This window comes from Streptomyces polyrhachis, assembly GCF_042663125.1.
Taxonomy (GTDB): Bacteria; Actinomycetota; Actinomycetes; order Streptomycetales; family Streptomycetaceae; genus Streptomyces; species Streptomyces polyrhachii.
Genome location: NZ_JBHSZO010000007.1, coordinates 154,780 through 175,859 on the forward strand (window position 1 = coordinate 154,780; position 21,080 = coordinate 175,859).

Consider the following 21,080-nt stretch of genomic DNA (forward strand, 5'->3'; position numbering starts at 1 on the left):
GAGCCCGTGCGCGGGCCTGCGCAGCCGGATACCTGCCTGCTGTCGGATCTGTACCGGTCGGCCGTCGTGGTGCTTACAGGTACTGGCCGGTGTTGGCCACGGTGTCGATGGACCGTCCGGTGTCGGCGCCCTGCTTGCCGGTGACGAGGGTGCGGATGAAGACGATCCGCTCGCCCTTCTTGCCGGAGATGCGGGCCCAGTCGTCGGGGTTGGTGGTGTTGGGGAGGTCCTCGTTCTCCTTGAACTCGTCCACGCATGCCTGGAGGAGGTGGGAGACGCGCAGGCCCTTCTGGTCGTGGTCGAGGAAGGCCTTGATGGCCATCTTCTTGGCCCGGTCGACGATGTTCTGGATCATCGCGCCGGAGTTGAAGTCCTTGAAGTAGAGGACTTCCTTGTCTCCGTTGGCGTAGGTGACTTCGAGGAAGCGGTTGTCGTCGGACTCCGCGTACATCTGCTCGACCACCGACTGGATCATGCCGGTGACCGTGTCCCCCTTGTTCCCGGCGTGCTCGGCGAGGTCGTCGCGGTGCAGCGGGAGGGTGGAGGTGAGGTACTTGGAGAAGATGTCCTTGGCCGCCTCGGCGTCGGGACGCTCGATCTTGATCTTCACGTCGAGCCGGCCGGGGCGCAGGATCGCGGGGTCGATCATGTCCTCGCGGTTGGAGGCGCCGATGACGATGACGTTCTCCAGCCCCTCCACGCCGTCGATCTCGGCGAGGAGCTGCGGGACGATGGTGTTCTCCACGTCGGAGCTGACACCGGAGCCGCGGGTGCGGAAGAGGGACTCCATCTCGTCGAAGAAGACGATGACGGGGGTGCCCTCGGAGGCCTTCTCCCGGGCGCGCTGGAAGACCAGGCGGATGTGGCGCTCGGTCTCGCCGACGTACTTGTTGAGCAGCTCGGGGCCCTTGATGTTGAGGAAGTAGGACTTCCCCGTGGGCTTGCCGGTGACCTCGGCGACCTTCTTGGCCAGGGAGTTGGCGACGGCCTTGGCGATGAGCGTCTTGCCGCAGCCGGGGGGGCCGTAGAGCAGGATGCCCTTGGGCGGCCGCAGCTCGTGCTCCTTGAAGAGGTCGGGGTGGAGGTAGGGGAGCTCGACCGCGTCGCGGATCATCTCGATCTGGTTCCCCAGACCGCCGATCTTGCGGTAGTCGATGTCGGGGACCTCCTCCAGGACGAGGTCCTCGACCTCGCTCTTGGGGATGACCTCGTAGACATAGCCGGAGCGCGACTCCAGCAGCAGGGCGTCGCCGGGGCGGATGACGGTGTCCAGCAGCGGCTCGGCGAGCCGCACCACCCGCTCCTCGTCGGTGTGTCCGACCACCAGGGCGCGCTCGCCGTCCTCCAGGATCTCCTTGAGGGTGACGATGTCGCCGGCGCGCTCGAACGCCATGGCCTCGACCACGTTGAGCGCTTCGTTGAGCATCAGCTCCTGGCCGCGCCTGAGATCGTCGAGGTCCACTCCGGGGCTGACGTTGACCCGGAGTTTCCTGCCTCCGGTGAAGATGTCCGCCGTGCCGTCCTCGTTGGCCTGCAGGAAGACACCGAAGCCGGCGGGCGGCTGTGCGAGCCGGTCGACCTCCTCCTTGAGGGCCACGATCTGGTCGCGGGCCTCGCGGAGCGTGTTGGCGAGCCGCTCGTTCTGCGCGGACACGCCTGCCAGGTTGGTCTGCAACTCGACGATGCGCTCTTCGAGAATTCTCGTGTGCCGCGGCGAGTCGGCGAGCTTGCGGCGCAGGACGGCGATTTCCTGCTCAAGGTAGGCAATCGTGCCGGCGGAGTCATCGCTCCGGCCCGTACGGTTGCCGCGGTTCATTTCGTCGTCGTGGGCTGCCACGGTCCTCACCTCCTCCAAGGGGAGCTGGACGCTTCCTGACCCTACCTGGACAGGCCCCAGTTGAAACCCCTAGATCACCAAAGACGGTCGGGGTGAGTCCGATCTTCACCCTTGCGCGCGTCCTTACGCCAGGGGAATACCCATCCCGCAACATCGGAAAGCGGGCGGTTGCAGGGTCGATACGGTCAACACCCGTCAGGGGTGATTATGTTTCCTGCGCCACGGGTCGGTCGGCGGGCGTTCAGGCCTGCGCGGTCGGCGTGCGGACGGGCTGCGCCTCCAGGACGAACCTGCCGTCCTCCCAGTGCCATTCGACGTCGCGCTGCCTGTCGGGGCAGCAGCGGGGGGCGTTCTCGGAGTAGCCCAGCAGGGTGACGGAGACGCCCTGGCGGTCCAGGGCGAACGCGCCGACGTTCATGTTCTCGCGGGCGTCGAGGAGGGTCTCGGCGATGCGCGGGGGGCCGCCCTCGGCCACCGGCTGCGCGAGGACGTACAGCGCGCTGGGCGCGGTGCCCAGGCCGGTCTCGCAGCGGACCGCGACGACGGTCTCCAGCCGGCCGTCGCGGTCGAGGTCGGCGGCGCCGCGGTGGGTGATGACGGGCTTCCTGGAGCCGCACTGCAGCGGGTAGCGGGCCGCCTCGGCGTCGGGGGCGCCGGAGTTCTTGGCGTCGGCGGGTCCGGGCTGGGCCGCGGCGCCGTCGGGCTGCAGGAGGGCGCCCGCGCCGATGAGCGCGGCGATCGCGGCGGTGGTGGCCAGCCAGTGCAGCGGGCTGGTGCGGGTGTGCGGGAGGTCTGCTGCGCCTGGCAGGGGCTGCACGCTGATGGCTCCTGGGATCGCTGGTGCCGTGGGGGTGGCTGGAATGCTGCCACATGATCACGGGGGTGGCGTCACCGCCACCCCCGTTCGGCTCAGCGTTCTCGGCTACGCGCGGCCGCCGGGGCCGGAGTAGTCCTCGCCGTACGCGCCCGGGGCCGGGCGGCGGCGGCGCAGCGGCGGCTCCACGCCGTCCGCGAGGCGGCGGGCGGTGAGCAGGAAGCCGGTGTGGCCGATCATGCGGTGGTCCGGGCGTACGGCCAGGCCCTCGATGTGCCAGGTGCGGACCATGGTCTCCCAGGCGGAGGGCTCGTTGAACGTGCCGTGCTCGCGCAGGGACTCCACGGTGCGGGCCAGCTGGGTGGTGGTGGCGACGTAGGCGCAGAGCATGCCGCCGGGGACCAGGGCCTTGGAGACGGCGTCCAGGCACTCCCAGGGGGCGAGCATGTCGAGGATGACGCGGTCGACCTCGGTGTCGCTGAGGTTGTCCTGCAGGTCGCCGACGGTGAGCTGCCAGGCGGGGTGCGGGCCGCCGAAGTAGCGCTCGACGTTCTCCCTGGCGATACGGGCGAAGTCGTCGCGGCGCTCGTAGGAGTGGAGCATGCCGTCGTCTCCGACGGCGCGCAGCAGGAAGCAGCTGAGTGAGCCGGAGCCCACTCCGGCTTCGACGACGCGGGCGCCGGGGAAGATGTCGGCCATCGCCAGGATCTGCCCCGCGTCCTTGGGGTAGACCACGGCGGCGCCGCGGGGCATGGACAGGACGTAGTCGGGGAGCAGCGGGCGCAGCGCGAGATACGCGACGTTCCCGGTGGTACGCACCACAGTGCCCTCGGGAGCGCCGATCAGCTCGTCGTGCGGGAAGGCACCCTTGTGGGTGTGGAAGCTCTTCCCGGCTTCGAGCGTGAAGGTGTAGTGGCGACCCTTGGGGTCGGTGAGCTGGACCTGGTCCCCGACCTGGAAGGGCCCGCGTCGGCGGGCGGCACCGGTCGGTTCGGACATGGGTGCCAGCCTACCTGCCTCTTCGCGGCCGCCGCGCCGCGGGCGGCGTCAGGTGGCGTCAGGTGGCGGGGCGGGCCATCGCCGTGACGAAGGCCTGCTCCACGTCGGCCGCGGACAGGACGCCGTAGATCTCGCCGGTCTCCTCCAGCACCAGGTACTCCGTGGCGGGGGTGGAGCGCATGTGCTCCAGCAGTTCCTCGCCCGTCAGTTCGGCGGAGACCAGCATGCCGACGCGCAGTTCCTGGGCGTAGCCGCCGACCTGCTCCCAGGGGCGGCGGTGCTCGGGGACGGCGACGACCGCCGATTCGCGGACGATGCCGGTGGGGGCGCCGGCGGTGTCGACCACGACCAGGGCGCGGGCGCCGGCCTCGTCGGCCCGGCGCAGCGCCTCCGACAGGGGGGTGTCGGGGGTGACCGGCGCCGCGCGGCGGGTCAGGACGCGGGCGCGCAGGTCGGGGAGGCGTTCGCGCAGCCGCGCCATGCGCAGGCTGTTGCCGGCGCCGGTCCACATGATCGCGGCGAGGATCGCGGCGAGCAGGGCGTCGGTGAGGGTGTCGAAGCCGCTGAGTTCGGCGTCGTCGCCGGCGCGGGCGTAGGTGAGCATCGGCAGTCCGATCAGGACGACCACGGCGAGCGCGCGGCCCACCCAGGCGGCGGCGACGGTGCCGGCCATGGGGTTGCCGCTGAACTTCCAGACGGCCGCGCGCAGCATCCGGCCGCCGTCCAGCGGGAGGCCGGGCAGCAGGTTGAAGGCCGCGACGATGAGGTTGGAGGTCATCAGCCCGGCGAGCAGCACCGCGGGGACCGTGCGCTCCTGTACGAGCTGCAGGGCGCCGTAGAAGACGCCGCCCAGCAGCAGCGACAGCAGCGGGCCGGCGAAGGAGAGCCAGAACTCGCGGCCGGGGGTCTCGGCCTCCTTCTCGATCTCCGAGACGCCGCCGAAGAACTGCAGTTGGATACGGCGGACGGGCAGCTTGTAGTGGAGCGCCACCAGGGTGTGGGCCAGCTCGTGGACCAGGACGGAGGCGTAGAAGGCCACCGCGAAGAAGAGCGCCACCAGATAGCGCAGGGCGCCCAGTTCCGGCAGGACGCGGTCCACCAGGCCGCCGAACACCCAGGTGATCAGGGCGGCGATGAGGAACCAGCTGGGGGCCACGTAGACGGGGACGCCGAACGGGCGGCCCATGAGCAGACCGCCCCCGCGTTCCCTGAGGGGCCTCTCCTTGCCGTCTCGGTCCACGCTTGTCCCCTTGTTCCCCTTGTCGAGGCTCCTGCCGGCGCCTGTCCCCGATCGTATGCCGCGGGCTGTCGGTGGTGGGCCGTAGGGTCGTACACATGAGTACCCCGAGCGGCACCGACACCAACGCCGAGCGGCCTGCCTCCGTCCCGGGGGCCGCCGGGCCGCAGCGCCCTGTCCAGGGGCGGTCGGGGCGGGTCCCCGGTGGGCCTGCCTCGCTCTCCCCCTCGCGGGCGGGTGATTTCCAGACGTGTCCGCTGCTCTACCGCTTCCGGGTGATCGACCGGCTGCCGGAGCGGCCGAACGCCGCCGCCACGAAGGGCACGCTGGTGCACGCGGTGCTGGAGCGGCTCTTCGACGATCCGGCCGGGGAGCGGACGACGGCGCGGGCCCGGTCGATGGTGGTGCCCGCCTGGGAGCGGCTGCTGGCCGAGCGGCCGGAGCTGGCGGAGCTGTTCGCCTCCGAGGGGGCCGGGGAGCCCGGGGCGGGGGGCGGGCTCGCCGCCTGGCTGGCGGAGGCGGAGGCGCTGGTGGAGCGCTGGTTCACGCTGGAGGACCCGACGCGGCTGGAGCCGGCCGAGCGGGAGCTGTTCGTGGAGACGGAGCTGGAGTCGGGGCTGCGGCTGCGCGGGGTCATCGACCGGGTGGACGTGGCGCCGGGCGGCGAGGTGCGGATCGTCGACTACAAGACGGGCAAGGCGCCACGGCCGCAGTACGCGGCGGGGGCGCTCTTCCAGATGAAGTTCTACGCCCTGGTGCTGTGGCGGCTGCGCGGTGCGGTGCCGCGCCGGCTGCAGCTGGTCTACCTGGGCAGCGGGGACGTGCTGACGTACGACCCGGACGAGGCGGATCTGCTCGGTGTGGAGCGCAAGCTGCACGCGCTGTGGCGGGCCATCGAGCAGGCGACGGCGAGCGGGGACTGGCGGCCCAGCACGGGTCCGCTGTGCGCCTACTGCAGTTTCCAGGAGCTGTGCCCGGCCTACGGGGGCACTCCCCCGCCGTATCCGCTCGCCGTCGCCGCGCGGACGCGGGGGGAGGCGCCGGAGTCGGTGAAGGCGCAGGTGGGCGGGGAGGGCGGCGGCAAGGGGCGCCCGGCCGCGGCTGCTGACGGGTCGGCAGGCACAATGGGCGGCGTCTAGCGAAGGAGTTCTCTCGTGGCGATCCGCGTCCTGCTCGTCGACGACCAGCCGCTGCTGCGTACGGGTTTCCGCATGATCCTGGAGGCCGAGCAGGACATCGCCGTGGTGGGTGAGGCGGGTGACGGGGTCCAGGCCCTGGACCAGGTCCGCGCACTGCAGCCCGACGTGGTGCTGATGGACATCCGGATGCCGCGGATGGACGGCGTGGAGGCGACCCGGCAGATCAGTGGGCCGGGCCGGGACGGTCCGGCGAAGGTGCTGGTGCTGACCACCTTCGATCTCGACGAGTACGTGGTGGACGCGCTGCGCGCCGGTGCCAGCGGCTTCCTGCTGAAGGACGTGCCGGCGGCCGAGCTGGTGCAGGCCATCCGGGTGGTGGCGTCCGGTGAGGCGATGCTGGCGCCGAGCATCACGCGCCGGCTGCTCGACAAGTACGCGACGAAGCTGCCCTCCGGCGAGGAGACGGTGCCCGACACCCTCGGCACGCTCACGGACCGCGAGGTCGAGGTGCTGAAGCTGGTGGCGCGGGGGCTGTCGAACGCGGAGATCGCGGCGGACCTGTTCGTGAGTGAGACGACGGTCAAGACCCATGTGGGGCATGTGCTCACGAAGTTGGGGCTGCGGGACCGGGTGCAGGCCGCGGTCTACGCCTACGAGAGCGGGCTGGTGCGCCCCGGGGCGTCCTGACCGGGAGCCGTACGGGCGCGAAGGCCGCGGGCATCGGCGTGTCCGCGGCCGGCTCGGGGCTACTCGCCGGCGCCCTTCTCGATCTCCCAGAAGCGGAAGACCGTGGAGGCGTCCAGCACGCCTTCGAGGCCGAGCATGTTCTCCTTGGCCACCGCGTACTGCTTGCCCTGCCACAGCGGCAGCACGGGCAGCTCCTCGGCGACGAGGTCCTGGACCTTCACGAACTCCGGCACGGTCGCCCCGCGGTCGGCCTCCGACGCCGTCTGCGGCAGCAGCTCGTCGGTGATCTTCCCGGCCTGGTAGTTGTTCGACAGGACGTTGCCCTTGCCGAAGAACGGCAGCGTGAAGTTGTCGGGGTCCGGGTAGTCCGGCACCCAGCCCTTGACGTAGAAGCCGTAGTCGCCGGCCTCCATGCCCTTCTGGTACTCGTCGGCGTCCTTGATGCTGACGACCTCGGCCTGGAAGAGCCCGGTGGAGTTGAGCTGCTCGGCGATCAGTTCGAAGCCCGGGACGGTGCCGGGGCCGTAGCGCTCGGGGGTGACGTAGAGCTTGATCTGCGGCTTGCCGGTGATCCCGGCGCCGCGCAGCACCTCGGCGGCCTTCGCCGCGTCGGGGCGCTCCCCGTAGGCGTCGTAGAAGGCGGTGTTGTGGCCCACGATGCCCGAGGGGATGATCGAGTACAGCGGCTCGGCGGTGCGGCGGTAGACGTCGCGGACGAGCGCGGAGCGGTCGATGCTGTAGGCGATGGCCTTGCGGATCGCGGCGTTGCCGGCGGTGGGGTCGGCCATGTTGAACACCAGGTGCTGGACCTCGGCACTGGTGCCCTCGACCACCCGGATCGGGTGGTCGCTGCTCACCGACTGCTTCTCCAGCTCGGCGATGTCGTTGGCGGCCAGGCCCCGGTAGGCCAGGTCGATGTCGCCGGCCTCCAGCGCCTGCTTCAGCTTGGCCGTGTCACCGTCGAAGAGCTTCAGCGTCATGCCGGAGTTCTTCAACTCGGCGGGGCCCTGGTAGCCGGGGTTCGGCGCGAAGACCGCTTCCTCGTCCTTGCTGTACTTCTCCAGCTTGTACGGGCCCGAGCCCACGGCGCCGTCCGCGCGCAGCCGGTCGGCCGGGTACTCGGTGTGGTCCACAATCGAGCCGGCACCCGAGGCGATCTTCAACGGGAAGGTCGCGTCGGGGTACTTGAGCTTGAAGACGATGGTCTGCTCGTCGGGCGTCTCCATCGTGTCGATCGCGTCGAAGAAGAACGCCGGGCCGTTCTCGTCGTTGATCTTGACGGTGCGCTCGAAGGAGAACCTGACGTCCTCGGAGGTGAGCGCGTTGCCGTTGCTGAACTCTAGTCCGGGCTTGAGCTCGCAGACGTAGAGCCTGCTGCGGCTGTCCTGGAAGGTGCAGCTCTTGGCCGCCTCCGGCTGCGGCACGGTGCCGCCGCGGGGGAAGCTGATCAGGGACTGGAAGACGTTGTTGAACACCAGCCAGGAGCCCACGTCGTAGCCGGAGGCGGGGTCGAGGGAGGTGACCGCGTCGCTCATCCCCATGACGACCTTTCCACCGCTGCCCGCCTCCCCGCCGGAGTCCGAGCCGCATCCGGTCAGGAGGGCGGCGGCCATCCCCGCGCCGAGGGAGGCGGCGGTAAGCCGACGGGTACGGTTGTTCACGTCCTGTGGTCCTTGCTCTGCTCGTACCGGGTGAGTGGGGGCGGGCACGGTCGGGGTCATTCGTCGAGTCCGCGCTCGAACTCCCACATCTGCAGCGTGGAGGAGGAGTTGAGCGCCCACTCGACACCGCTGATGGCGTCGCGGGCCGCGATGACCTCCTTGCCCTGCCAGAGCGGGAGTACGGGCACGTCCCGGGCGGTGACGTCCTGGATGCGCTCGAAGGAGTCGATCACCCGCGCGCGCCGCGCCTGCTGCCTGCTGGCGCGGAGCCGGTCCTCGATGCCGGGGTCGCGGTAGTGGTTGCCGGTGGAGTTCTGGTTGTCGGGGCCGACGAAGGGGGCGACGAAGGTCTCCGCGTCGGGGAAGTCGGGGTACCAGCCGAGGCCGTAGACCGCGTACTTGTCGGCCTGCAGGGCGCGGGCGTACTTCGTCCACCCGGTGCCCTTGAGGGTCACGTCGAAGAGCCCGGAGCCCTCCAGTTGGGCCTTCAGCTCCTCGAACTCGTCCTTGGTGGCCGCACCGTAGTGGTCGGTGGTGTAGTTCAGGGTCAGCGGTACGGGGACGGGCACGCCCGCCTCCCTCAGCAGGTCCTCGGCCCTGCCCGCGTCGGGGGCGCCGTAGGTGTCGAAGAAGGCGGTGCTGTGGCCGAGGACACCCTGCGGGATCATGGAGTACAGCGGGGTGGCGGCCCGCTGGTAGACGTCGCGGACCAGCTTCTCGCGGTCGACCACCTGCGCGACCGCCCGGCGGACGGCCCGTTCCCTGGAGACGGGCAGGTTCATGTTGAACACGAGGTAGCGGATGCCCATGCCGGGCGTCTCGACGAACTGCAGGTCCGGGTCGTCTCCGCTGCGCAGCCGGTCGATCTGGTCGGGCTCCAGCGTCCGGTTCACCACGTCGATCTCGCCGGCCTTGAGCGCCTTCTCCATCGCCTGGGCGTTGTCGGCGCCGGGTGCGGCGAAGACCCGCAGCTCGACCTTGTCGTTCTTGGGCTCGACGCTGCCCCGGTAGGACTCGTTGCGGGTGAAGACCAGCTTCTCGGCGCTGCCGTCGCGCTCCTCGACCCGCAGCGTGTACGGGCCCGAGCCGACGATGTCGAAGCCCTTGTGCAGTTCCTTCGGCGCGTACTCCGCCTTGTCGACGATGGCCGCCGCGGGGGTCGCCAGCTTCATCGGGAAGGTGGCGTCGGGCGCCTTGAGGTGGAAGACGACCTCCCGGTTGCCGGGTGTCTCCACCCGGTCGATGCCGGTGAGGAGGCCGACCGGGCCTTCGGCGTTGTCGATGCGCAGCATCCGGTCGATGGAGTACTTCACGTCCTCGGCCGTCAGCGGGTGCCCGTTGGAGAACGTCAGCCCCTCGCGCACGGTGCAGCGGAACTGGGTGCTGCGCCGGTCGGCGAAGGCGCACCGCTCGGCGGCGTCGGGCTCGGGCTCGCTGCCGGTGCGGGGCAGGCGCAGGAGGCCCTGCATGGTGTTCTGCAGGACGTTCCAGCTGTTGATGTCGTACGCGAAGGCCGGGTCGAGGGGGGCCGGGGCGTCCTTGCCGACCGCGATGACGTCCGTCGTACCGACGACGATGGGGGCGGCGTCGTCGGCGGAGTCGCCCCCCATGCCGCACGCGCCCAGGGCGGGGGCGAGAAGGAGCAGGGCCGACGGCAGTACCAGCCTCGTACGGGTCATCGTCGGCTTCTCTCCCTCGTCGATCCCTTGTCGGCGCCCCCGCGTCCCCGCAGACCCTAGTGCGCTCCTCCCGGCCGGCTCGACCCGCTCGATCGGGGGTCCGGGCGGGGCGGCCGGCGGGGAATCACTCCCCGGATTCGGGCGACCGCGCACCGGTGCGCGCCGCCCCCGCAGGCTCGCGGGCAATGCGGGCATTACGGCTGGAAGGAGGCGCTCCGGATCGGCGGCGGCACGGGGCCCGCCGGGCCGCCGGAGGAACGCGGAGTGACGAAACTCACGTCCGCGACCCGGCCGTCGGGTGGGGTGTTTCGGTCATCTCGCGCGATAACGCCGTCAGTTGATCACAGAGCGCAGGAAAGCCAGGTCGACCTCTTCGAGCGAGGAGACCACCGTGCGGCCGGGGGCGGGCGCGATGGGGACGATCGACGGCACGGCGACGACCCGGCAGCCGGCGGCCTCCGCCGCCGCGACGCCGGTCGGGGTGTCCTCGACGACTGCGCAGCGGGCGGGGGCGGCGCCCAGGGCCGCGGCGGCGGCGAGGTAGGGGTCCGGGTGCGGTTTGGTGCGCTCGATCTCGTCGCCCGCCACGGTCAGTGCGAAGTGCCGGTGGCCGAGGGAGTGCAGCATCCGGTCGATGATGCGGCGGTGCGAGGCGGAGACCAGCGCGGTGGGGACGCCGTGTGCGGCCAGCTCCGCGAGGAGGCGGTGGGCACCGGGCATCAGCGCCACCCCGCCGTCCAGGAGTGCCTCGAAGCGTTCGTTGAGGAGGACGGTCAGCTCGGGGAGGGTGATGTCGGCGCCGGTGGCGTTGATGAGGTGGGTGGCACTGCGGGTCATCGGGCCGCCGACGACCACCGCGCGGTGCTCCTCCCCCAGCGCGTGGCCCAGCTCGGCGAAGACCTCCACCTCGGCCCGCCACCAGGAGTCCTCGGTGTCCACCAGGGTGCCGTCCATGTCGAGCAGGACCGCCTGCAGGGCCGAGCCTTCGGCCGTCAGGGTGCCGAGGGCGGGAGTGCCGCTTGTCATCCAGCCACCTCCTGGAGGGTCGCCCCGGGGATACGGCGGCCGGCCGCCTGGGAGGCGACCGGCCGACTCGGGACCGACCAGTGTACGGCGGGGATCACCCGGCGGCCTCTTCAGCGTGCGTTGAAGTACTTCGCCTCGGGGTGGTGGATCACGAAGGCGTCGGTGGACTGCTCCGGGTGCAGCTGGAACTCCTCGGAGAGCTTCACGCCGATGCGCTCCGGCTCCAGCAGCTCGGCGATCTTGGCGCGGTCCTCCAGGTCGGGGCAGGCCCCGTAGCCGAGGGAGAAGCGGGCGCCGCGGTACTTCAGGGCGAACATGCCGGCGGCGTCCGCCGGGTCCTCCGCCGCGAAGCCCAGCTCGGCGCGGACGCGGGCGTGCCAGTACTCCGCGAGTGCCTCGGCGAGCTGGACGGACAGGCCGTGCAGCTCCAGGTAGTCGCGGTAGGAGTCGGCGGCGAACAGCTCCGCCGTCGCCCCGCCGACCTTCGAGCCGACCGTGACGACCTGCAGCCCGATCACGTCGCGCTCGCCGGACTCCTCGGGGCGGAAGAAGTCGGCGAGGCACAGGCGCCGGCCGCGGCGCTGGCGGGGGAAGGTGAAGCGGGTGCGCTCGCTGCCGTCCTCGTGCAGCAGGATGAGGTCGTCGCCCTTGGAGACGCAGGGGAAGTAGCCGTGGACGACGGCCGCCTCCAGCAGCCGCTCGGTCTGGAGCCTCTCCAGCAGGGCGCGCAGCCGCGGGCGGCCCTCGGTCTCGACCAGCTCCTCGTACGTGGGGCCGGTGCGGGCCTGCTTGAGGCCCCACTGCCCCTTGAAGAGGGCGTCCTCGTCCAGCCAGGAGGCGTAGTCCTTGAGCGGGATGCCCTTGACCACCCGGGTGCCCCAGAACGGCGGGACGGGGACCGGGTTGTCGACGGCCACGTCGGAGCGGGCCGGGCCCTCCTCAAGGCGCTCCTCGGTGTCAGCGCCCGCGCGCTGCGCGACGCGGCGCTTCCTGAGCTCGGGGAGTACGGCGCCGGGGACGCCGCGCTTGACGCCGATGAGGGCGTCCATCAGGCGCAGGCCCTCGAAGGCGTCGCGGGCGTAGCGCACCTCGCCCTGGTAGATCTCGTGCAGGTCCTGCTCGACGTAGGCGCGGGTCAGCGCGGCGCCGCCGAGGATGACCGGATAACTGGCGGCCAGGCCGCGCTGGTTGAGCTCCTGCAGGTTCTCCTTCATGATCACCGTGGACTTCACCAGCAGGCCCGACATGCCGATGACGTCGGCGCGGTGCTCGGCGGCGGCCTCCAGGATGGCGGAGACGGGCTGCTTGATGCCCAGGTTGACCACGGTGTAGCCGTTGTTGGAGAGGATGATGTCGACCAGGTTCTTGCCGATGTCGTGGACGTCGCCGCGGACGGTGGCCAGCACGATGGTGCCCTTGCCCTCCGTGTCCGACTTCTCCATGTGCGGCTCGAGATGGGCGACGGCGGCCTTCATGACCTCCGCCGACTGCAGGACGAAGGGCAGCTGCATCTGGCCGGAGCCGAACAGCTCGCCGACGGTCTTCATGCCGTCCAGCAGGGTGTCGTTGACGATGTCCAGCGCCGGGCGGCTCTCCAGGGCCTCGTCGAGGTCGGCTTCCAGGCCCTTGCGCTCGCCGTCGACGATGCGGCGCTTGAGGCGCTCCTCCAGCGGCAGCGCGGCCAGCTCCTGCGCCCGGCCGGCCTTCAGCGAGGTGGCGGTGGCGCCCTCGAAGAGCTCCATCAGCCGCTGCAGCGGGTCGTAGCCCTCGGCGCGGCGGTCGTGGATGAGGTCGAGGGCGACCTTGACCTGCTCCTCGTCGAAGCGGGCGATCGGCAGGATCTTGGAGGCGTGCACGATGGCCGAGTCGAGGCCGGCCCGGACGCACTCGTCGAGGAAGACCGAGTTGAGCAGGATGCGCGCGGCGGGGTTGAGGCCGAAGGAGATGTTCGACAGGCCCAGGGTGGTCTGGACGTCCGGGTGGCGGCGCTTGAGTTCGCGGATGGCCTCGATGGTGGCGACGCCGTCCTTGCGGGACTCCTCCTGGCCGGTGCAGATGGTGAAGGTGAGGCAGTCGATGAGGATGTCCGCCTCGTGGATGCCCCAGTTCCGCGTCAGGTCCCTGATGAGCCGCTCGGCGATCGCGACCTTCGTCTCGACGGTGCGGGCCTGGCCCTCCTCGTCGATGGTCAGCGCGATCAGCGCGGCGCCGTGCTCCTGCGCGAGGCGGGTGACCTTGGCGAAGCGGGACTCGGGGCCGTCCCCGTCCTCGTAGTTGACGGAGTTGATGACGGCGCGGCCGCCGAGCTTCTCCAGTCCGGCGCGGATGACGTCGACCTCGGTGGAGTCCAGGACGATCGGCAGCGTGGAGGCGGTGGCGAAGCGGCCGGCCAGCTCCGCCATGTCGGCGACGCCGTCGCGGCCCACGTAGTCGACGCACAGGTCGAGCATGTGCGCGCCCTCGCGGATCTGGTCGCGGGCCATCTCCACGCAGTCGTCCCAGCGGCCGTCCAGCATGGCCTCGCGGAACTTCTTCGACCCGTTGGCGTTCGTCCGCTCGCCGATCGCCATGTACGCGGTGTCCTGGCGGAAGGGGACGCTCTGGTAGAGGGAGGCGGCGCCGGGCTCGGGCTGCGGGTCGCGCTCGGCGGGCGTGAGCCCGCGGACCCGCTCCACCAGTCGGCGCAGGTGCTCCGGCGTCGTACCGCAGCAGCCGCCGACGAGGGACAGGCCGTAGTCGCGTACGAAGTCCTCCTGGGCGTCGGCCAGTCCCTCGGGGCCGAGCGGGAAGTGGGCGCCGTCCTTGGTGAGGACCGGCAGGCCGGCGTTCGGCATGCACAGCAGCGGGATGCGGGAGTGGCGGGTGAGGTAGCGCAGGTGCTCGCTCATCTCCGCGGGACCCGTCGAGCAGTTCAGGCCGATCATGTCGACGCCCAGCGGTTCGAGAGCGGTCAGCGCGGCGCCGATCTCCGAGCCGAGCAGCATGGTGCCGGTGGTCTCGAAGGCCATCGAGACCAGCAGGGGCACCTCGGTGCCGGTCGCCTCCATCGCGCGCCGCGCCCCCAGGATCGAGGACTTGGTCTGGAGCAGGTCCTGGGTGGTCTCCACGATCAGGGCGTCCACGCCGCCGGCGAGCAGGCCCTCGGCGTTCGTCTGGAAGCCGTCGCGCAGGGTGGTGTACGAGACGTGGCCGAGGGTCGGCAGCTTCGTACCGGGGCCGATGGAGCCCAGCACCCAGCGCTGGCGGCCGTCGCGGGCGCCGAACCCGTCCGCGGTCTCACGGGCGAGGCGGGCACCCGCCTCGGACAGTTCGAAGACGCGGTCGGCGATGTCGTACTCGGCCATCGCCGAGTGGTTCGCCCCGAAGGTGTTCGTCTCGACGCAGTCGACGCCCACCTCGAAGTACGCCTCGTGGACGGAGCGGACGATGTCGGGGCGGGTGAGGTTCAGGATCTCGTTGCAGCCCTCCAGCTGCTCGAAGTCCTCCAGCGTGGGGTCCTGCGCCTGGAGCATCGTGCCCATCGCGCCGTCGGCCACCACCACCCGGGTGGCCAGGGCGTGGCGCAGGGCGGCCGCGCGCTCGGCGGCGGAGGCGGCTCCCCCGCCCGGAAGGGACGACGGGGACTGCGGCTGGGACTGCGGCTGCGAGGCCATGGAGGAGCTCCCTCGGATGCGACGGCTGTCGGCTATGCGGCGCCCGCGTACGGCAGCGCACCGGATCAGCCTAGCCCGCCCCTTTGACAGGCCCACCTGGTGTCCACCCTCCGGACGGGTGCCGCGGGCGTCCGATCACTGGCAGACTTCCCGCAGGCGGGCACCGGTCCACACGGCGGACCGGGCCGTACCGGCTCGGAGCGGAATACCCCTCAGGAGAGCGGTGGCGCAGCCTTCTCACGGCAATGCCCGATACTGTTTGGCATTGTCGAACCCGGTCGACCCTCGACCGCACCCCGGGAGGCCCCTTCGATGGCACGCAACATCCAGTCGCTCGAGCGCGCGGCTGCGGTGCTCCGGCTCCTCGCCGGCGGCGAGCGGCGTCTGGGCCTGTCGGACATCGCCTCCACGCTCGACCTGGCCAAGGGCACCGCCCACGGCCTGCTGCGCACTTTGCAGCACGAGGGCTTCGTCGAACAGGACCCGGCCTCCGGCCGCTACCAGCTCGGCGCCGAACTGCTGCGGCTGGGCAACAGCTACCTCGACGTCCACGAGCTGCGGGCGCGCGCCCTGCCGTGGACCGACGACCTGGCCCGCTCCAGCGGCGAGGCCGTCTACCTGGGGGTGCTGCACAAGCAGGGCGCACTGATCGTGCACCACGTCTTCCGGCCCGACGACAGCCGCCAGGTGCTGGAGATCGGCGCCATGCACCCGCTGTACTCCACCGCCCTGGGCAAGACCCTCGCCGCCTACGACCCGGTGGCGCACGCCGACCTCGCCGATCTCGCCTACGAGCGGCTCACCCCCGCGACGGTGACGGACCCCGCCGGGCTGGAGGAGGCCCTCGACCTCGTCCGCGCCCGGGGCTGGGCGGCCGACGTCGAGGAGACCTGGGAGGGGGTCGCGGGCATCGCCGCGCCCGTGCACGACCGCCGCAGGCTGCCGGTCGGCGCGGTCGGGATCACCGGCGCCGTGGAGCGGGTCTGCGCCGCCGGGGAGCCGCGCCCGGAGCTGGTCGCGGCGGTACGGGACTGCGCCCGCGCGGTGGCCCGGGACCTGGGCGCCGGGCGCTTCTGACGCTCCCGGGCCGCACCTCGCGGACGTTTTACGCCACCAACCCCTTGACCACCCGTGTGACCTGGGGGAAAACTGCCGTTCACCGGTCGGCATTGTCGAACACCTGACGGCATTCGGGTTAGGGTGGCATCCGCGGACCGTTTCCCACTGGAACGAAACGACAAAGGAGTCGCGGGTGGGCACCTGCTCCGACATCTTCTTCGGCGAGGTCATCGGAACCGCCGTCCTGATCCTTCTCGGCGGCGGCGTCTGCGCCGCGGTCACCTTCAAGAAGTCCAAGGCGTTCAACGCCGGCTGGGTCGCCATCGCCTTCGGGTGGGGCTTCGCGGTGCTGACGGCCGTCTACATGGTGGGCGGCCTGTCGGGCGCGCACCTGAACCCGGCCGTGACCACAGCGCTGGCCCTCACCGGCAGCATGAGCCTGGGCGAGTTCCTGGCTTTCATCTCGGGCCAGATGCTCGGCGCGTTCATCGGCGCCGTACTGGTCTACGTCGCCTACTACGGCCAGTTCATGTCGCACCTCACCACCGATCGCGAGGTGCTCGGCGGCCCGGGGACGAAGGACGGCGAGGCGCCCGCCTCGGGCCCCGGTCCCGTGCTCGGCGTCTTCTCCACCGCCCCGGAGATCCGCAAGCCCTGGCAGAACCTGGCCACCGAGATCATCGCCACCGCCGTGCTCATCCTCGCGGTGCTCACCCAGGGCCTCAACGCCGACGGCGACGGCCTGGGCATCCTCGGCGGCCTGATCACCGCCCTCGTCGTGGTCTCCATCGGCTTCTCGCTCGGCGGCCCCACCGGCTACGCCGTCAACCCGGCCCGCGACCTCGGCCCCCGAATCGCGCACGCCGTACTGCCGATGCCGAACAAGGGGAGCTCAGACTGGTCCTACGCGTGGATCCCCGTGGTCGGCCCCCTGCTGGGTGCGCTGCTCGCCTCGGGTATCTACGAGCTGGCCTTCCACCCCTGACCCTGACCGACCACCGACCGTACGAAGTCTCCGGAGCCACTGTGACTGACGCACACACCGCCGGCCCGTTCATCGCGGCCATCGACCAGGGCACCACCTCCTCCCGCTGCATCGTCTTCGACAAGGACGGCCGGATCGTCTCGGTCGACCAGAAGGAGCACGAGCAGATCTTCCCCAGGCCGGGCTGGGTGGAGCACGACGCCTCGGAGATCTGGACCAACGTCCAGGAGGTCGTCGACGGGGCCGTCGCGAAGGCCGGCATCACCGCCGCCGACGTGAAGGCCATCGGCATCACCAACCAGCGCGAGACCACCGTGCTGTGGGACAAGAACACCGGCGAGCCGGTGCACAACGCCCTGGTCTGGCAGGACACCCGCACCGCGGAGCTCTGCCGCGAGCTGGGCCGCAACGTCGGCCAGGACCGCTTCCGCCGCGAGACGGGCCTGCCGCTCGCCTCGTACTTCGCCGGTCCCAAGGTGCGCTGGCTGCTCGACAACGTCGAGGGGCTGCGCGAGCGCGCCGAGGCGGGCGACATCCTCTTCGGCACCATGGACTCCTGGGTCATCTGGAACCTCACGGGCGGTACGGACGGCGGTGTGCACGTCACGGACGTCACCAACGCCTCGCGCACCATGCTGATGAACCTGCACACCCTGGACTGGGACGACAAGCTGCTGGAGTCCATCGGCGTGCCGCGCGCGGTGCTGCCGGAGATCCGCTCCTCCGCCGAGGTCTACGGGCACGCCGCCGCCGGCGCGCTGGCCGGCATCCCGGTCGCCTCGGCGCTGGGCGACCAGCAGGCGGCGCTCTTCGGCCAGACCTGCTACGCCGAGGGCGAGGCCAAGTCGACCTACGGCACCGGCACGTTCCTGCTGATGAACACCGGCGACAAGATCGTCAACTCGTACAACGGGCTGCTCACCACGGTCGGCTACCGCATCGGCGACGAGGCCCCGGTCTACGCCCTGGAGGGCTCGATCGCGGTCACCGGCTCGCTGGTGCAGTGGATGCGCGACCAGATGGGCCTGATCTCCACCGCGGCGGAGATCGAGACGCTGGCGCTGAGCGTGGAGGACAACGGCGGCTGCTACATCGTGCCCGCCTTCTCGGGCCTGTTCGCCCCGTACTGGCGCGACGACGCCCGCGGTGTGGTCACGGGTCTGACCCGCTACGTCACCAAGGCGCACATCGCCCGCGCGGTGCTGGAGGCCACGGCCTGGCAGACCCGTGAGATCTGCGACGCGATGACCAAGGACTCCGGTGTGGAGCTGGCGGCCCTGAAGGTCGACGGCGGCATGACCTCCAACAACCTGCTGATGCAGAACCTCTCGGACTTCCTGGACGCCCCCGTGGTGCGCCCGCTGGTCGCCGAGACCACCTGCCTCGGCGCGGCCTACGCCGCCGGCCTCGCGGTCGGCTTCTGGCCGGACACCGACACGCTGCGCGCCAACTGGCGCCGGGCGGCGGAGTGGACGCCCCGCATGGAGGACGAAGCGCGCAAGCGCGAGTACAAGAACTGGCTCAAGGCCGTCGAGCGGACCATGGGCTGGGTCGAAGAGGACGACAAGGAGTAGTCATGAGCAGCCCGCACAGTGCCCCGTCGCTGGGCACGAACCCGACCGCCGGTGTGAACGCAGGCCGCGGCGAGACCCGAGAACAGCTCGCCAGGGCCACCTACGACCTGCTGGTCATCGGTGGCGGCATCCTGGGGACCTCGGTGGCCTGGCACGCCGCGCAGTCGGGTCTGCGGGTCGCGATGGTGGACGCCGGCGACTTCGCCGGCGCCACCTCCTCCGCCTCCTCCAAGCTGGTCCACGGCGGTCTGCGCTATCTGCAGACCGGCGCGGTCCGGCTGGTCGCGGAGAACCACCACGAGCGCCGCGTGCTGGCCAGGGACGTCGCCCCGCACCTGGTCAACCCGCTCACCTTCCACCTGCCCGTCTACAAGGGCGGCCCGGTGGGCGCCGCCAAGCTCGGCGCGGGCGTCTTCGCGTACTCGGCGCTCTCCGCCTTCGGCGACGGCGTCGGCAAGGTGATCTCCCCGGCCCGGGCGCTGGCCGCCAACCCGGCGCTGCGCACCGAGGGCCTCAAGGCGGTCGCGGTCTACCACGACCACCAGATGAACGACTCCCGGATGGCCGTGATGACGGTCCGCGCGGCCGTCGAGTCCGGTGCCGTGGTGCTCAACCACGCCGAGGTGACCGGGCTGCGCACGGTGGGCGGCCGGGTGGTGGGCGCCGAGCTGCGCGACCGGCTGGACGGCACCGAGTTCGGCGTCAGTGCCCGCGTCGTGCTCAACGCGACCGGCCCGTGGGTGGACCACCTGCGGCGGATGGAGGACCGGCACGCGGCGCCGTCCATCCGCCTCTCCAAGGGCGCGCACCTGGTGCTGCGGCGCAACTCGCCCTGGCGGGCGGCGATGGCCACCCCGATCGACAAGTACCGCATCACCTTCGCCCTGCCGTGGGAGGACATGCTGCTGCTGGGCACCACCGACGAGGTCTACGAGGGCGATCCGGCGGACGTACGGGCCACCGGGGCGGACATCGCGCAGATCCTGGACGAGGCGGCGTTCTCGGTGCGCGGCGCGGACCTCGACCGCTCGCTGATGACGTACGCCTTCGCGGGGCTGCGGGTGCTGCCCGGCGGCCCGGGGGGCGTGGAGAAGGCCAAGCGCGAGACGGTCGTCACCGAGGGCAGCGGCGGGATGCTCTCCGTCGCGGGCGGCAAGTGGACGACGTACCGGCACATCGGGCGCGTGGTGATGGAGAAGCTCGCCACGCTGCCGGGCAGCCCGCTGGCGCGGGACATGGAGCCGGTGGGGTCGCTGGTGCGGCGCAGCCCGCTGCCAGGTGTCGCCAACCCCAACGCGGTGGCGCACCGGCTGCTGGTGGACCGCGAGCCGGGGCAGCGGATGGATCCGCTGACGGCCCGCCACCTGGCCACCCACTACGGCTCGCTGGCCTTCGACATCGCGCGGCTGGTCAACGAGGACCCGGCGCTGGGCGAGCGGGTCCACCCCGAGGGGCCGGAGATCTGGGCCCAGGTCGTCTACGCCCGCGACCACGAGTGGGCCCAGACGCCCGACGACGTGCTGCGCCGCCGGACCACGCTGACGGTCCGCGGCCTGGACACCGAGCAGGTGCGGGTCCGGGTCGGGGAGTTGCTGGCGCGCCGATCGGGGTAGGGAGGGAGTTGGCACGGGTCCGGGCCCCCTCCGCGCAGGGGTTCGCGTACGGTACGCGCACCCGCCCCGCGCGAAGGGGCCGCCAGGCCCTAGGCTGATGCGGCGACAGGTGGAGGACGGATGGGAAGGAGGCTCTGAGTGATCGAGCTGGAAGGGGTTCCCGACCTCGTCGACCCGGTGATGATCTGCGCCTTCGAGGGCTGGAACGACGCCGGGGACGCCGCCTCCATGTCCGTGGGGCATCTGGACCGCGAGTGGAAGGGCGAGTCCTTCGCGGAGCTGGACGCCGAGGAGTACTACGACTTCCAGGTCAACCGCCCCACCGTGGCCGTGGAGGGCGGGACCCGTGCGATCACGTGGCCCACCACGCGGCTGTCGTTCGTGCGGATCGCGGACGCCGACGGCAAGGGGCGCCCGCGCGACCTGGTGCTGGTGCGGGGCATCGAGCCGAGCATGCGCTGGCGTTCGTACTGCGGTGAGATCCTCTCCTTCGCCCACGAGTTGGGCGTGGAGATGGTGGTCCTGCTGGGCGCGCTGCTCGGGGACACCCCGCACACCCGGCCCGTCCCCGTCACCGCGGTCACCTCCGACGCCGATCTGGCGCAGCGCCTGGAGGTGGAGGAGTCGCGCTACGAGGGGCCGACGGGGATCGTCGGGGTGCTGCAGGAGGCGTGTACGCACGCGGGGGTGCCGGGCGTGAGCCTGTGGGCGGCCGTTCCGCACTACGTCTCGCAGCCGCCCAACCCCAAGGCGGCGCTCTCCCTGCTGAACCGGCTGGAGGACCTGCTGGGCATCCGCATCCCGCTGGGCGACCTGCCGGAGGACGCGCGCGCCTGGCAGCGCGGGGTGGACCAGCTGGCCGCCGAGGACAGCGAGGTCGCCGAGTACGTGCAGTCGCTGGAGGAGGCCCGCGACACCGCGGAGCTGCCGGAGGCGTCGGGCGAGGCCATCGCCAAGGAGTTCGAGCGCTATCTGCGCCGGCGTGACGGGACGTCGCCGCCGCACTTCCGCGATATCACGGGGGGCGGCAAGGAGGAGGACGAGGACGAGTGAGGCAGGGGGCCCTTCCGGTACTGGAAGGGCCCCCTGTTTTGTTTTCGCCGTTCAGGCGTCAGGC

Annotated in this window: 15 protein-coding genes; 7 read left to right on the forward strand and 8 right to left on the reverse strand. The window is 71.4% G+C overall.

From position 1 onward, the window contains the following. Positions 1–73 precede the first annotated feature (73 nt). The 4 genes from arc to ACFQLX_RS06875 all read right to left on the reverse strand — a co-directional run bounded on the left by arc (position 74) and on the right by ACFQLX_RS06875 (position 4,890). Complete coding sequence (arc, locus tag ACFQLX_RS06860; protein ID WP_386413119.1) at positions 74–1,837, reverse strand: proteasome ATPase; 1,764 nt, start codon at positions 1,835–1,837, stop codon at positions 74–76. Positions 1,838–2,078: 241 nt separating this feature from the next. Next, complete coding sequence (locus ACFQLX_RS06865; protein WP_386413120.1) at positions 2,079–2,654, reverse strand: hypothetical protein; 576 nt, start codon at positions 2,652–2,654, stop codon at positions 2,079–2,081. Between the two features lie 105 nt (positions 2,655–2,759). Beyond that, positions 2,760–3,650, reverse strand: coding sequence for a tRNA (adenine-N1)-methyltransferase (locus ACFQLX_RS06870; RefSeq protein WP_386413121.1), 891 nt, complete (start codon positions 3,648–3,650; stop codon positions 2,760–2,762). A 58-nt stretch (positions 3,651–3,708) separates the two neighbouring features. Further along, a complete protein-coding gene (locus ACFQLX_RS06875; protein ID WP_417845898.1) occupies positions 3,709–4,890 on the reverse strand; it encodes a site-2 protease family protein in 1,182 nt (393 codons plus the stop codon). Between the two features lie 95 nt (positions 4,891–4,985). On the opposite strand from ACFQLX_RS06875, the gene ACFQLX_RS06880 reads away from it, so the two are divergent. Next, entirely contained in the window at positions 4,986–6,026 is a 1,041-nt protein-coding gene (locus ACFQLX_RS06880; protein ID WP_386413122.1) for a RecB family exonuclease, read from the forward strand. Positions 6,027–6,041: 15 nt separating this feature from the next. Beyond that, positions 6,042–6,713, forward strand: a complete 672-nt coding sequence (locus ACFQLX_RS06885; protein ID WP_386413123.1) for a response regulator — start codon at positions 6,042–6,044, stop codon at positions 6,711–6,713. Positions 6,714–6,772: 59 nt separating this feature from the next. On the opposite strand, the gene ACFQLX_RS06890 is transcribed toward ACFQLX_RS06885, so the two are convergent. The 4 genes from ACFQLX_RS06890 to metH form a co-directional block, all read right to left on the reverse strand. Further along, positions 6,773–8,326: an ABC transporter substrate-binding protein gene (locus ACFQLX_RS06890; RefSeq protein ID WP_386413153.1), complete on the reverse strand. Its 1,554-nt coding sequence runs from the start codon at positions 8,324–8,326 to the stop codon at positions 6,773–6,775. A 104-nt stretch (positions 8,327–8,430) separates the two neighbouring features. Next, entirely contained in the window at positions 8,431–10,053 is a 1,623-nt protein-coding gene (locus ACFQLX_RS06895) for an ABC transporter substrate-binding protein (protein ID WP_386413124.1), read from the reverse strand. A gap of 333 nt (positions 10,054–10,386) precedes the next feature. Next, the gene (locus ACFQLX_RS06900; protein ID WP_386413125.1) at positions 10,387–11,079 is read right to left on the reverse strand and encodes an HAD family hydrolase; all 693 of its coding nucleotides are present in this window, start codon (positions 11,077–11,079) and stop codon (positions 10,387–10,389) included. 110 nt (positions 11,080–11,189) lie between these two features. Next, complete coding sequence (gene metH, locus ACFQLX_RS06905; RefSeq protein ID WP_386413126.1) at positions 11,190–14,732, reverse strand: methionine synthase; 3,543 nt, start codon at positions 14,730–14,732, stop codon at positions 11,190–11,192. A 312-nt stretch (positions 14,733–15,044) separates the two neighbouring features. Here metH and ACFQLX_RS06910 point away from each other — a divergent pair, with 312 nt between their 5' ends. From ACFQLX_RS06910 to ACFQLX_RS06930, 5 genes are all read left to right on the forward strand, one after another. Beyond that, complete coding sequence (locus ACFQLX_RS06910; RefSeq protein WP_386413127.1) at positions 15,045–15,809, forward strand: IclR family transcriptional regulator; 765 nt, start codon at positions 15,045–15,047, stop codon at positions 15,807–15,809. Positions 15,810–15,984: 175 nt separating this feature from the next. Beyond that, positions 15,985–16,776 carry an MIP/aquaporin family protein gene (locus tag ACFQLX_RS06915; protein WP_386413128.1) on the forward strand — a complete coding sequence of 264 codons (792 nt, stop codon included), beginning with the start codon at positions 15,985–15,987 and terminating at the stop codon, positions 16,774–16,776. 41 nt (positions 16,777–16,817) lie between these two features. Next, entirely contained in the window at positions 16,818–18,350 is a 1,533-nt protein-coding gene (gene glpK / locus ACFQLX_RS06920) for a glycerol kinase GlpK (RefSeq protein WP_386413130.1), read from the forward strand. A gap of 2 nt (positions 18,351–18,352) precedes the next feature. After that, positions 18,353–19,963, forward strand: coding sequence for a glycerol-3-phosphate dehydrogenase/oxidase (locus ACFQLX_RS06925; RefSeq protein WP_386413131.1), 1,611 nt, complete (start codon positions 18,353–18,355; stop codon positions 19,961–19,963). A 138-nt stretch (positions 19,964–20,101) separates the two neighbouring features. Then, positions 20,102–21,016, forward strand: a complete 915-nt coding sequence (locus tag ACFQLX_RS06930; protein ID WP_386413132.1) for a PAC2 family protein — start codon at positions 20,102–20,104, stop codon at positions 21,014–21,016. The last annotated feature ends 64 nt before the right edge of the window (positions 21,017–21,080 follow it).